This is a genomic window from Collinsella sp. AM36-4AA (genome assembly GCF_003467795.1).
In the GTDB taxonomy this organism is placed as follows: domain Bacteria; phylum Actinomycetota; class Coriobacteriia; order Coriobacteriales; family Coriobacteriaceae; genus Collinsella.
Genome location: NZ_QSHS01000008.1, coordinates 1 through 13,200, shown reverse-complemented (window position 1 = coordinate 13,200; position 13,200 = coordinate 1). Strand labels below are relative to the sequence as shown.

Genomic DNA, 13,200 nt, shown 5'->3' with positions numbered 1-13,200 from the left:
GCCTATTTATTGAGCATCAAGTTGAGCCTGACGCTCCCGGTCACGCCTGAGCAACGGCGCCAAAAACTTGCCCGTATAACTCTGCGGACAGTCCGCAACCTGCTCCGGTGTGCCCGAAACCACGACGGTTCCGCCGCCGTTACCGCCCTCGGGGCCCATATCGATCAGGCGGTCGGCAACCTTGATGACATCAAGGTTGTGTTCAATCACCAGCACCGTGTTGCCCGCATCGACCAAGCGCTGCAGCACATCGAGCAGCTGGCGGACGTCCTCAAAATGAAGGCCGGTCGTCGGCTCATCCAAAATATAGAACGTCTTGCCCGTCTGGCGTCGATGAAGCTCCTTGGCGAGCTTCACACGCTGCGCCTCGCCGCCCGAGAGCGTCGTAGCGGGCTGGCCCAGGCTCACGTAGCCCAAGCCTACATCGTACAGCGTCTGGAGCTTGCGCTTAATCTGCGGGATATTCCCAAAGAAGGCCAGTGCCTCGGTGACGCTCATGTCGAGCACGTCCGAGATGGTCTTACCACGGTAGGTGACCTCAAGCGTCTCGCGGTTATAGCGTTTGCCGCCGCAGACCTCACAGGGGACATAGATATCGGGAAGGAAGTGCATCTCGATCTTAATTTGTCCGTCGCCCTTGCATGCTTCGCAGCGACCGCCGCTCACGTTAAAGGAGAAACGTCCCGGCGAGTAGCCGCGCGCCTTCGACTCCGGCGTACTCGCAAACAGCGCGCGAAGATCATCCCACAGGCCAATGTACGTAGCAGGGTTGGAACGCGGCGTGCGGCCAATCGGCGACTGGTCGATATCGATAACCTTATCGATACACTCGATGCCCTCGATTTTCTTATACGGACCCACAGGGCGCGTCGAACGGTGAATGGCATTCGTAAGGGCAGGTGCGATAGTGTCGGTAACCAGGGAGCTCTTACCCGATCCCGACACGCCGGTAACGACCGTAAGCGTACCAAACTCGATCTTGGCGGTAACGTTTTTGAGGTTGTTGGCGCGGGCGCCCGTGATCTTAAGGCAGCCGCGACCGGGCTTGCGGCGCTCATCGGGAACCCGGATCATTCGTTTGCCGGTCAGATAAGCGCCCGTCATCGACTCGGGACACGCCATGATATCGGCAGGCGTTCCCGCCGCGACTACGTGTCCGCCGTTCACGCCCGCGCCGGGGCCCATGTCGATCACATAGTCGGCAGCACGAATCGTATCCTCATCATGCTCGACGACGATGACGGTATTGCCGATATCGCGTAGGCGCTCAAGCGTCTTGATCAGGCGCTCGTTATCGCGCTGATGGAGGCCAATCGATGGCTCGTCCAAAATGTACAGCACACCCATGAGGCCGGCGCCGATCTGCGTTGCCAGGCGAATGCGCTGGGCCTCGCCTCCGGAAAGCGTCGCCGAGGCACGATCGAGGGTCAGATAGTCGAGTCCGACATCGACCAGAAAACGCAAGCGCTCCAGGATTTCCTTGACGATGCGCCCACCGATAAATTGTTGGCGCTCGGTAAGCTCCAAGCCCTCAAAAAACTCGAGCGACTCGCGGCACGATAGGCAGCAGACCTCGTAAATGGACTTACCGCCTACGGTAACGGCGAGCATCTCGGGGCGCAGACGAGCACCATGGCAACTCGAGCACGGCTCCTCGCGGATGTACTTCTCCAAGCGCGCCTTGGTGTTCTCATTCGTCGTCTCGGTATAGCGCTCGTACAGGATATTGCGCACGCCCGAAAACTTGGTGTCCCACTGGCTGCGGCGCCCATCGAGCTTTTGATAGTCGACCGAAATCTTCTGGTCGCCCATGCCGTCTAAAAACGCGCGACGCACCCGCGGAGGCAGATCCTCCCACGGCGTATCGACGCTCACCTTAAAGTGTTTGCAGACCGCAGCGAAAATCTGCGGATAGTAGTTAGAGTTGCCAAACAGGCTGCCAAAAACCCCGTCGGCGATCGACTTCGAGGGGTCTTCGATTAGGGCCTCGGCATCGACCGTCTTCTTAAAGCCCAGGCCATCGCACTCTGGGCACGCGCCATAGGGCGCGTTGAACGAGAAATCACGCGGCTGCAGGTCATCGATGGAGTGTCCATGCTCCGGGCACGCTAACGCCAGCGAATACTCCAGCAACTCGCCTTCGGTCCCCTCGGGAGCGTCGCGGTCGGGCAGCAAGTATACGTTCACATTGCCGTGCGCCAGCGCAGTCGCCTGTTCAACGGACTCGGCAATACGGCCCAGCGAGTTCTCACGGATCACGATGCGGTCGACCACGACCTCGATATCGTGCTTGAATTTCTTATCCAAATCGATAGGGTCATCAAGCGAGCGAACCTCGCCGTCGACACGCACGCGGCTAAAGCCCTCGGCGCGAAGGTCCTCAAACAGCTTGGCGTACTCGCCTTTTCGCCCGCGCACTACCGGTGCCAGCACAAACGCGCGGCGGCCCTCCCCCGCCGCCAAGACCTTGTCGGCAACCTGGTCGGTCGTCTGGCGCTCAATGACACGGCCGCATTCGGGACAGTGCGGGGTGCCCACACGGGCGAACAGCAGGCGCAGATAGTCATAAATCTCGGTTACGGTGCCAACCGTCGAGCGAGGGTTTTTAGACGTCGTCTTTTGGTCGATCGACACCGCCGGCGAAAGGCCGTCGATTGAATCCAAGTCGGGTTTGTCCATCTGTCCCAAGAACTGGCGCGCATAGCTCGAAAGACTCTCGACGTATCGACGCTGGCCCTCGGCATAGATAGTGTCAAATGCCAGCGAACTCTTGCCCGAGCCAGAAAGACCGGTAATGACCACGAGTTGGTCACGCGGAATGGAAACATCGATATCACGGAGGTTGTGCTCACGGGCGCCGCGAATAACGATAGAAGAATCAGACATGGAAGCTCCTTGCCTCCTATTGCATCGAATCATACTGCCGATGAGTTTAGCGCACTCGACGCGCACAGATGTTCGTAATACAAGATTCGCAGACCTTTAGCTTTGCGTATCGGGTGCTTTGTTTCTCGAAATGCCGTGGAAAGGTTACAGTAATCTAATACTGAACTTAATTTGCTGTACCAGAGGAACGTCCATGACCGAAGATATCCCCCTTGAAATCACTTCGAGCGACATGGCCAATCTGCCCATATTCATCGCCGTCCTTATCGTGGCCGCCGTCGTCGTGCGCGTGTATTTTTCAATCAAACGCAACGAAAAGCCACCCATTGCCCGCGTCTTTTGGTGCGCGACGCTCCTCGTCCCGCTCGGCGTGGTAGCTGCATGGATTACGAATCAATTGCTCGTAAATGAGGGCAGCTCCCTATGGATCCTTTCTTATTCGGCGCTCGGTGCTGTCGCCGTCATGCTTCTTGTCGAGCCCTTGGTTTCGGGACTTATCGACCAAACCGACCTTGCGACGGGAACGGTTGCCTGTATTTGCCGTGACATCCTTGTCATCGCCGCTGTTTCAGCGCTCTCGTTCGTTTCACTCGAAATTGCCTGCAACGAAACGTTCTATCGCATTCCCGCCAACTCATTCGGGTTTTCCGTCGGGCTGCTCGCGACGGTTCTGCTCTCCCTTTATTTGCTGGGACAGCGTCATGGAGGCGTCATGGCTCTCGTGCCCGTCGTCTGCTGCATCCTTGGCATTGCCGAGCACTTCGTCATAACGTTTAAAGGCGAAGCCATCCTGCCAAGCGATATCTTGGCCCTTGGCACCGCAATGGAAGTCAGCGAGGGATACGAGTTTACCTTTACCGCCGGAATCGTAACCTCTCTCGCCCTGCTGGAGATTTCCCTGGGGCTTCTTTCGCTCATCCGACCGCGAAAGCTCCGTACGCCCACCCATGTCTTCCCCGCTATCGCCGCTAACCTCTGTGCTTTTCTGCTCGTGACCGTTGTGGGGCTCTCAGGCTTTTCCAACATCGACTTGGAGCAGGCGCTGGATTTTGGATTTGACCGTTGGCAGCCCATCACCACGTATGCGTCTCAGGGTTTTATCACTTCGTTCACCGAAATGGTCAACGAGTTGCCCATTGAGAAGCCCGAAGACTATACGCCCGATGAGGCGCAGAGCATCGAGCAGGAGCTCGCCGCCGTCTACGACAGCACATATGGCTCGAGCGAACAGCGCGCGGCGGCCGTTGCCCAGTTCAATGAAATCAAGCCGACGATTGTTGCCGTCATGAACGAGAGTTTTAGCGACCTTTCGTGCTTTGAGCAGCTCCAGGCGGCCGGGTACTCCGGCCCCGCATTCTACAACTCGCTTCCCGACACACTTGTTCGCGGCACCATGCTCGCTTCGGTCGCCGGTGGCGGAACGGCGAACTCCGAATTCGAATTTTTGACCGGAGCGACAACGGCCTTTGTCGGATTAGGCAAGATCCCCTATCAGCTGTATCAGATGAATGGCGTAAACAGCCTGGCAAAGGACCTTAAAGAGCTTGGGTATACCACTACCGCTATGCACCCGCAAAACCCCGTCAACTACCATCGAGATAAAATCTATCAGCAGCTGGGCTTTGGAGACTTTCTTTCAATCGGCGATTTCGAAGGTGCGCCCTATTACCATGCCGGCGTATGCGACTACGCCACCTACGACAAGATACTCGACCTGCTTAGAACCGACGAAGCGCCGCAGTTCATCTTTGACGTCACGATGCAAAATCACGGCGGCTACGACTATGGCACCGTTCCCGCCGAAGAGCTGACAAACTATTGGGTCGAGGGAGCCAGCGAAGGCGCCAACAGCGCGCTCAACACCTATCTCACCTGCATCAACGCATCCGACCGGGACCTCGAGTACTTTATCAACGAGCTCCGCAACATCGGCAGACCGGTTGTTCTTGTCTTTTTTGGCGACCATCAGCCGAGCGCCGCAACGACTCTCAACGACGAGCTGTACCCTCAGGAAGATACGGCAAGCCACGCTTTCCGTATCTATCAGTCGACATATCTCGTCTGGGCTAACTATGAGATCGCCGGCAATACCGAGCTCAACGTCTACGACACCGTCGGGGCAAACGAGATTGCAGCCATTACCCTTAATAAGATCGGCGCCCCGCTCACCAATTACCAAAAGGCCCTGCTTGCGACAAGGTCAGATGTGCCCACCATCAATGTCGCCGGCTATCTCGGTGCCGACGGGCTGCGCTACGACTTGGAATCGGAAGACAGCCCCTACGCCTCGACGATCGACAAGCTGCAGCGCATGCAATACCTCGAGTTCGCCAGCAAAGTTCAGTAAGCCCGCCCATTCGCTTGGGCCCATCGTATTGCAAGCACGCTCGGCCCAAACGCATCGCAAATGACTCCCGCTCGCAAACGAGGGTACAATGACGCTCGTGTCACATCGCGGGGCCCCGGCCCCAGCATATACAAAGGAGTCATACATGGGTTGCGAACACGCACAGGCCGCCGGCGGACAAACGTCGCCGTCGCAATTTGAGGAGAACACGCTGTCCGAGGTCAAGCGCGTCATCGCCGTGCTTTCCGGCAAGGGCGGTGTCGGCAAGTCATTTGTCACCGGTGCCATCGCCACCGAGCTTGCCCGTCACGGCCACAAGGTCGGCGTCCTCGATGCCGACATCACCGGTCCCTCTATCCCCAAGATGTTCGGTATGAGTGGACGCCACGTCCATGCCCTTGGCAACCTTATGCTGCCCGAAATCTCCGAGCACGGCGTCAAGGTCATGAGCTCCAACCTGCTGCTCCAAAACGAGACCGACCCCGTCCTTTGGCGCGGTCCGGTCATCGCAGGCGCCATTAGGCAGTTCTGGAGCGAGACCTCGTGGGGCCCCATCGACTACCTGCTGGTCGACATGCCTCCGGGAACAGGCGACGTCGCGCTCACCGTCTTCCAGTCGCTGCCGGTCGACGGCATCGTCATCGTCACGAGCCCGCAGGATCTGGTCTCGATGATCGTCGCCAAGGCGGTCAACATGGCCGAGAAGATGAACGTCCCCATTCTGGGCATTGTCGAGAACATGAGCTATATTGAGTGCCCCGACTGCGGCAAGAAGATCGAGGTCTTTGGCAAGAGCAAGCTCCCCGAGGTCGCAGAGCGCTATAACCTCGACATCTTGGGCCAGCTTCCCATTAATCCGGCACTCGCCGAGGCCTGCGATAAGGGCGAGGTCGAGACCGCGCTGCCCGATGGCATGTTGCCCAAGGCGGTCTCTGCCGTCGAGGCTATTACCCCGCACGAGACCGACGAGGCCTAAGTGAACGCGAGCGCCCTCTATGACGTCTTGGTAATCGGCGGCGGGGCTTCAGGCCTCGCCGCCGCCATTACGGCCGCACGCGCTGGCAAAAGCGTCTGCATCGTTGAGCGCGATGTCGCCTGCGGCCTTAAGCTCCTTGCGACCGGTAACGGCCGCTGCAACCTCTCCAACGAATCGATCGATCCTCAGCGGTATAACCACCCAGCATTCGTCACATCCGTCATGGGCCCCCAGCCCGAACAAGAGCTTATGGGTTTCTTCTCCTCGCTGGGCATCATGACAACCTCCGAGGAAGGCCGGCTGTACCCGCGCTCCCTTCGCGCCGAATCGGTGCGCGACGCGCTTCTCAGCGTTTGCGACCGCCTAGGTATCACCTTAATCTGCGGAGCCAACGTTGCCTCGGCGCACAAAGCTTCCGAAGGCTGGGCACTCCAAATAGACCGTCCAGCGCGGGCACTCAAGGCAAAAAAGCACGACGACCGAAAATCGGAGCTCCGCTCGCTTCGGAAAGCGCTCGCCGATGTCCCTCGCAAGAACGAGGCCCTGCAGGCACATGCCGTAATTATCGCCACGGGCGGCAACCCCACCGGTATCGCCGATACGTTTAGCCTCCCCCTCACTTCACTGCGCCCCATCCTCTGCCCCGTATCGGCAACGGTCGTTGGCGATCGGGCGGCATTCAAGACGTTGGATGGCCTGCGCGTCCGTGCCCGCTTGACGCTCGCCCGCAATCATAATGAGCTCTGGCACGAAGACGGTGAAGTGCTGTTTCGAACCTTCGGTATCTCGGGTGTCGCTGTCTTCAACCTCTCTCGTCGTATCCAGCACGGCGATACGATCCTGCTCGACGTTTTCCCCGACCTCTCCAAAGACGAGCTGCTCGATACGCTCAACCGACGCGTTGAACTGCTCGGCCGCTTTTCACCCCGCGATCCCCGTTGGCTCGACGGCATGCTCGCCCCGCAACTCTCCCGCGTCGTCTGCACAGCGTTCGAGCAGTGCCATCCAGGCTCCAACGATGTCATCCACCTGGTCTCGATCCTCAAACACTTTAAGTTGCTCGTCGAGGGAACAGCCGAGGAGCGCTCAGCACAGGTCACGCGTGGTGGCATATTTGTCGAGAGCATCTCAACACCCAGCCTACGCGCGCGCAGCGTTGTCGACGCCCCGCTTTACGTCTGCGGTGAAGCGCTCGACATCGACGCCGATTGCGGAGGCTTTAACCTTGCGTGGGCCTGGATCTCGGGCATTCGCGCTGCAAGCAGCCTGTAGCCGCGCAGTCTATAATCAAAAACGCATTCGGGCCGTCTGGGATACCGGACGGCCTCTTTCTTGCCTCTAAGGAGACCTCGATGATTGAAATCACCCAAGTCAACGCGTCGCTCGATGAAGCCGGCGATGAAAATGCCTGTCTCATTGTTGGCAAGCGAGTCGCCAAGTGCGTCCTACGTTGCAAGGACTCCGAGATCAAGTCCATCGAGCTCCACCGCAAGTCAATCGACGCTCGCAAAAAACGAGACGTCCATTTTATCCTGAGCTTTCGTGTTGAGCTGACTAGTCCCCACCTCGAGCGAGAAGCGATCGACAGCGTTGCCGAGCGTGACCGCTCGCGCGTACGCGCGATAGAAGACTATGAGCCTTCATTCCCCTCCCCCGCCTCCGACGCACCTCAAGAACGCCCTGTCGTTGTCGGCGCCGGATGCGCCGGCCTTTTCGCTGCGCTTACGCTCGCCGAAGCAGGTCTTAAGCCCTTGCTCATCGAGCGCGGCGACCCGGCATTTCGCCGCTCGCGGGCGATCGACCTCTTTCTAAAGGAGCGCATCCTCGACCCCGAGAGCAATATCCAGTTTGGTCTGGGCGGCGCGGGGACCTTCTCGGACGGCAAGCTCAATACGGGAACAAAAAATCCCGCCCATCGTCTTATCCTCGAAACCTTCGTCGAGGCGGGTGCGCCCCGCGATATTCTGTGGGATGCCAAGCCGCACATTGGCTCCGACATCCTTCCCAAGGTTGTCACCGCTATATCCCAGCGCATCGAGCAGCTCGGAGGTGTCGTCCGTTATCGAACGAAGCTCGTCGACATTCGCATCGACGCGTCTGGCGCCATCACCGGCATTGATGTCCAATCGTCCCAAGACGCCGCTTACGAGTCAATCGAGACAAAGCACCTCATCCTCGCCTGCGGGCATTCTGCTCGCGATATTTTTGAGCTCCTTAAGGACCACAACGTGGCCCTCGCACAAAAGACCTTTGCCATGGGCGTTCGCATCGAGCATCCGCAACGCGACATCGACCGAGCCCAATATGGAGCCTCGGCGGGACATCCAGCGCTCGGGGCAGCCCCCTACAAACTTGTTGCCCATCTTCCCAACGGCCGCAGCGTGTTCTCGTTTTGTATGTGCCCCGGCGGACAGGTTGTTGCCGCCTCTTCAGAACCGTGCCATCTGTGCGTCAACGGGGCCAGTCTCAATGCCCGCGACGGACGCAACGCAAATGCCGCCCTGCTCGTTAACGTCACGCCTGAGGACCTTCCCAACAATGACCCGCTCGCCGGCATCGAGCTCCAGCGTGCCTGCGAGGCGGCCGCCTATCGCCTGGGCGGTTCCAACTGGAACGCACCAGCACAGCTTGTCGGAGATTTCCTCGCAGGACGCGCCAGTAAGGCGCCCGGAAAGGTAAAGCCCACCTATCCGCTCGGTGTGACCTGGACGGCAATTGACGAAGCCCTGCCGCAGCATATCATCGAGTCGCTCCGCCTGGGACTTCCCCTACTCGGAAAAAAGCTACGCGGCTACGACTGCCCCGATGCCGTTCTTACCGGCGTGGAGACTCGTTCGAGCTCACCGGTCACTGTCACCCGAGACCGAACGTGCCATGCCGTGTCGACCCCGGGCCTCTACCCTTGTGGTGAGGGAGCTGGATATGCCGGCGGCATCATGAGCGCGGCCACCGACGGCATCCGTTGTGCCGAAGCCCTGATCGCAGACCTCTAACGCACGAATTCCAGCGCGCAAAAGACACAGGCCCCAAGCTCCACAGGGAACTCGGGGCCTGTTCACTATTTCTTAAACCGTGCACCCTGGCGTTTTCTGCCCGATGCGAACGTGGAACCCTTGCGGGCCTGCGAACGTAAGCGCTCGATCGTCTCGTCCTCAGACGCACCCTCGAGCATCGCCCGAATCTGAACGACGGCATCGCGCAGGCGCGCCGCCTCCTCAAAGTCCATGGCGGCAGAAGCGTTACGCATATCCTCTTCCATGGTTTCGACGATCCGCACGAGCTCGTCATGCGGCAGTTCTTCCAACTGCTCCGCAAGTGTCTGCTCGGGCGCCACCGTTTCCGGCACGCCACCCTCGCCCAACTCATCGGGCGTATAGAATGCGCCATGGCCGAGAGAGTCGCCCTTCGAGCGTCCCTTGGAACCCACGGTTTTTTCGGCCTCGGCAATAAAACTTGAGATGTCGTTGATGGCCTTGCGCACCGTCTTGGGCACAATGCCATGCTCTTCGTTATATGCCATCTGAATCTCGCGACGGCGCTGCGTCTCCTCGATGGCCTCTTTCATCGAATCGGTCACAACGTCTGCATACATGATGACTTCGCCATCGGCGTTACGGGCCGCGCGGCCAATCGTCTGAATCAGCGAACGGCGGTTGCGCAAGAAGCCTTCCTTATCGGCATCGAGAATTGCCACCAGTGAGACCTCGGGGAGATCCAAGCCCTCGCGAAGCAGGTTGATGCCAACGAGAACATCAATCTTTCCCTCGCGCAGCGTTCGCAGGATCTCGACACGGTCCATCGTCGCTGTATCGGAGTGCATGTAATTGACCTTAATGCCGGCATCAAGCAGATGGTCGGTCAGATCCTCGGCCATGCGCTTGGTGAGCGTGGTCACCAGTACGCGCTCCTTGCGGGCAACGCGCTCGCGAATCTCGTCCTCAAGATCGTCAATCTGCCCACGAACCGGACGCACATCGATCTTGGGGTCGAGCAGACCGGTCGGACGAATAATCTGCTCCACGTCGTTTTGGCTCACCCGCAGCTCGTAGTCGCCCGGTGTGGCCGAAACATAGATAAACTGGGGTATCCTTGCCTCAAACTCATCGAAGCGAAGCGGACGGTTGTCGAGCGCCGAGGGCAGGCGAAAACCATGCTCCACCAGGGTCACTTTACGCGATCGGTCGCCTTCGTGCATACCGCGAATCTGCGGCACCGTCACATGGCTCTCGTCGATGATGCAGAGCATGTCCTTGGGAAAGTAGTCAATCAAGGTAAACGGCGGCTCACCCGGCTTACGCCCGTCCAGATGACGCGAGTAGTTCTCGATGCCGTTGCAAAAGCCCATCGTTTCGAGCATCTCGAGATCATAGTCGGTGCGCTGCTGCAGACGCTGTGCCTCGAGCAACTTATCAGTCGCCTTGAGCTCGGCCACACGCTTCTCGCACTCTTCACTGATTGATTTCAGAGCGGCCTTGACCTTTGGCTTCTCGGTCACGTAATGCGAGGCCGGCCACACGGGAATTGCTTCGTACTCACGCAGCATTTCACCGGTGACCTCATCGATCTCGGCTATCAGTTCAACCTCGTCACCAAAGAACTCAAACCGCAACGGATGCTCGGCATAAGGCGGATACACGTCGACGACATCACCGCGCACGCGGAACGTGCCGCGCGCCAGGTCATAGTCATTGCGATCATATTGAATGTCGATAAGCGCATGGATAAAGTCATCGCGCTCGAGCGGCACCTTCTTGTCGACGTTTGGAGCCAGACCCGCATAGTCCTCAGGAGAGCCAATGCCATAGATACACGAGACCGATGCGACAACGATCACATCGCGTCGAGATAGCAGCGATGCGGTCGCCTGATGGCGCAGCATCTCGACCTCTTCGTTAATCGAGGAGTCTTTCTCGATATATGTATCGCTTTGCGGCACATACGCCTCGGGCTGATAGTAGTCGTAGTACGAGACAAAGTAGACCACAGCGTTGTTGGGAAAGAACTCTTTGAGCTCGCTCGCAAGCTGAGCGGCGAGCGTTTTATTGGGAGCCATGACCAGCGTCGGCTTCCCCAGGGCCTCAATAGTCTTAGCCATCGTGAAGGTCTTGCCCGAACCAGTCACGCCCAGCAAAACCTGATAGCGATCTCCGTCCCTCACACCCTGCACAAGCGACTCAATGGCCTTAGGCTGAGAACCTGCAGGCTCATAGGGAGAAACGACTTCAAACGGCACCTCAGCGCCCTCAACGCCAAAGCGCTTAAGTTCACCGCCAACGCGTTCTACTTCAAATTCCGCCATAGATACTCCTAACTCATATATCTGCAGTATACGCAGGCGGCAGGCATAGTCCTATACGAACCGATCGGGATAGAGGGTCTTATAGCGAACCCAGGCATTATTGACACGAATCAGATAAGCCTGAGTTTCAGGGAAGGTAATCGCATTATGGAGTGACGTGTTCTGCTGCGCCCATCCGTCGACATTGCCCATACCGGCGTTATAGGCGGCAATAGCGCTATCCGTCGACCCGTTGAAGTACGTTATGAGATACGAGAGGTACGCGCAGCCAAACTCGATATTCGTAGCCGGATCGTTAAGGTTGTCGGCCGAATACTCCCCACCGTCGACAAGACCCTTGGCGATCATATCCTGGGCAGTCTCGGGCATCAGCTGCATCAATCCCTGAGCACCCTGATTCGACTCAGCCTCGGGATCCCAATTCGATTCCGACTTAATGACAGCGCACACCAGATACGGATCCAGATTATGCGAAATACTCGATTGCTTTACATACGCCTCGTAGTCAATGGGATACAGCGGCTTAAAGAAAGCCGCGGGAGCACACGAGTAAACGAATGAGATAAGGCCGAAGGCAAAAACGGCAGCCAGCGGAATAAGGCGATACCACGCAAAGAAACGTGTCTTAGGCATCGGCATCCTCCTTATTCGCAGTGTCTATAAACCCATGGCATGCAAGCCATGAGTCAAGCTGCTTAAAGAGCGAATTATCGCCTGCGGCATTATCAATCACCGTTGTAGCGAGATTGCACAGCGCAGACTCATCGGGCTGGCAAGCAGAACGGGCATCGAAATCAGATGGCTCCATGCCACGCTGAATAGCACGCTCGCGACGAACTGACAAAGGGGCGCTGATGACCAGAATTTCATCAGCCAAGCCAAATGCATCCTCAAAACCAGTCGGAGCAGAAACCTCGACCACCGCAAAGGGATAACGGGGGGACGAAACCGTGCAGCAAACCGGATCAAGAATCCTCAGTGACAGCTGCTCAATGAGAACGGGGTGCACAATGCTATTGAGCCTCGCGACCGCATCAGGAGAAACAAAAGCTCGAGAAGCGAGTATGTTACGGCGAACGCCGCCCTCCTCGTCCAAAATATCCCAGCCAAATTCTTCCGCGAGGGCATTGACGATATCGGAGCCTGGCACATACAGTGATTTGGCAAGTTCGTCCAGATCGATGAGCATGGCGCCATGAGATTCGAGATAGCGGCAGGCAGTCGACTTACCCGAAGCAATATTGCCCAAGACAAAAACGGTAAACATCAAGTCCTCCCTAACGCCAATGGGAGTTATTATCGCGCAAATACAAAAGAAGGACTCAAAATACAGCCAAACAGTAAGACAAGCTAAAAGAAGGCGAGTTCTTGTATTACAGCTCTCTATAAAACGCAAAAAAGGGGGAGGCCGCGAGCCCCCCCCCTTCTTCAATCTCGATGACGGCTCGGTGCCGTCCACCGGTCAGCGGCGCCCTGGCCTCCCACGGGCTGACCCCGCAGTACTCTCGGCGCGATGGGGCTTAGCTTCCGGGTTCGGAACGGGACCGGGCGTGCCCCCCATGCTCTGGCCGCTGCCCGGTGGGCGGCGCCCACCGTTACGGTGTCCTGGGTCTCATCTACGTGCCCTGGGGGCCGCATGGCGTATAGGAAAGGGAACTGACTCGGGGCATCCTCGTGCCCGGACCGCGCGCA

The 13,200-nt window shown here is 58.1% G+C and carries 8 protein-coding genes and 1 rRNA gene; 4 read left to right on the top strand and 5 right to left on the bottom strand.

What is annotated here, in order from left to right; translation table 11 throughout:
* Window positions 1-6 precede the first annotated feature (6 nt).
* The gene (gene uvrA / locus DW850_RS03995) at window positions 7-2,886 is read right to left on the bottom strand and encodes an excinuclease ABC subunit UvrA (RefSeq protein ID WP_117786309.1); all 2,880 of its coding nucleotides are present in this window, start codon (window positions 2,884-2,886) and stop codon (window positions 7-9) included.
* Between the two features lie 193 nt (window positions 2,887-3,079).
* On the opposite strand from uvrA, the gene DW850_RS03990 reads away from it, so the two are divergent.
* The 4 genes from DW850_RS03990 (at window position 3,080) to DW850_RS03975 (ending at window position 9,202) form a co-directional block, all read left to right on the top strand.
* On the top strand, window positions 3,080-5,233 hold the full coding sequence (locus DW850_RS03990) for an LTA synthase family protein (RefSeq protein WP_158565218.1): 2,154 nt from the start codon (window positions 3,080-3,082) through the stop codon (window positions 5,231-5,233).
* A 145-nt stretch (window positions 5,234-5,378) separates the two neighbouring features.
* On the top strand, window positions 5,379-6,209 hold the full coding sequence (locus tag DW850_RS03985; RefSeq protein ID WP_022094864.1) for an Mrp/NBP35 family ATP-binding protein: 831 nt from the start codon (window positions 5,379-5,381) through the stop codon (window positions 6,207-6,209).
* Entirely contained in the window at window positions 6,210-7,481 is a 1,272-nt protein-coding gene (locus DW850_RS03980; protein ID WP_117786307.1) for an NAD(P)/FAD-dependent oxidoreductase, read from the top strand.
* An 80-nt stretch (window positions 7,482-7,561) separates the two neighbouring features.
* Window positions 7,562-9,202, top strand: coding sequence for an NAD(P)/FAD-dependent oxidoreductase (locus DW850_RS03975; protein WP_117786306.1), 1,641 nt, complete (start codon window positions 7,562-7,564; stop codon window positions 9,200-9,202).
* A gap of 65 nt (window positions 9,203-9,267) precedes the next feature.
* Here the strand turns inward: DW850_RS03975 and uvrB are convergent, their stop codons facing one another.
* The 4 genes from uvrB to rrf form a co-directional block, all read right to left on the bottom strand.
* The gene (uvrB, locus tag DW850_RS03970) at window positions 9,268-11,508 is read right to left on the bottom strand and encodes an excinuclease ABC subunit UvrB (protein ID WP_117640771.1); all 2,241 of its coding nucleotides are present in this window, start codon (window positions 11,506-11,508) and stop codon (window positions 9,268-9,270) included.
* Between the two features lie 51 nt (window positions 11,509-11,559).
* Window positions 11,560-12,141, bottom strand: a complete 582-nt coding sequence (locus DW850_RS03965; protein WP_117786305.1) for a lytic transglycosylase domain-containing protein — start codon at window positions 12,139-12,141, stop codon at window positions 11,560-11,562.
* Complete coding sequence (gene coaE, locus DW850_RS03960) at window positions 12,134-12,775, bottom strand: dephospho-CoA kinase (RefSeq protein WP_117786304.1); 642 nt, start codon at window positions 12,773-12,775, stop codon at window positions 12,134-12,136. Before coaE ends, DW850_RS03965 begins: the two co-directional genes overlap by 8 nt.
* A 193-nt stretch (window positions 12,776-12,968) precedes the next feature.
* A 5S ribosomal RNA gene (gene rrf / locus DW850_RS03955) occupies window positions 12,969-13,084 on the bottom strand.
* Window positions 13,085-13,200: the final 116 nt, after the last annotated feature.

Excerpts from the sequence above, each read along its gene's own strand:
- uvrB (WP_117640771.1), bottom strand. The coding sequence starts at position 11,508 with ATGGCGGAATTTGAAGTAGAACGCGTTGGCGGTGAACTTAAGCGCTTT.
- DW850_RS03975 (WP_117786306.1), top strand. The coding sequence starts at position 7,562 with ATGATTGAAATCACCCAAGTCAACGCGTCGCTCGATGAAGCCGGCGAT.
- DW850_RS03985 (WP_022094864.1), top strand. The coding sequence starts at position 5,379 with ATGGGTTGCGAACACGCACAGGCCGCCGGCGGACAAACGTCGCCGTCG.
- DW850_RS03965 (WP_117786305.1), bottom strand. The coding sequence starts at position 12,141 with ATGCCTAAGACACGTTTCTTTGCGTGGTATCGCCTTATTCCGCTGGCT.
- uvrA (WP_117786309.1), bottom strand. The coding sequence starts at position 2,886 with ATGTCTGATTCTTCTATCGTTATTCGCGGCGCCCGTGAGCACAACCTC.
- coaE (WP_117786304.1), bottom strand. The coding sequence starts at position 12,775 with ATGTTTACCGTTTTTGTCTTGGGCAATATTGCTTCGGGTAAGTCGACT.
- DW850_RS03990 (WP_158565218.1), top strand. The coding sequence starts at position 3,080 with ATGACCGAAGATATCCCCCTTGAAATCACTTCGAGCGACATGGCCAAT.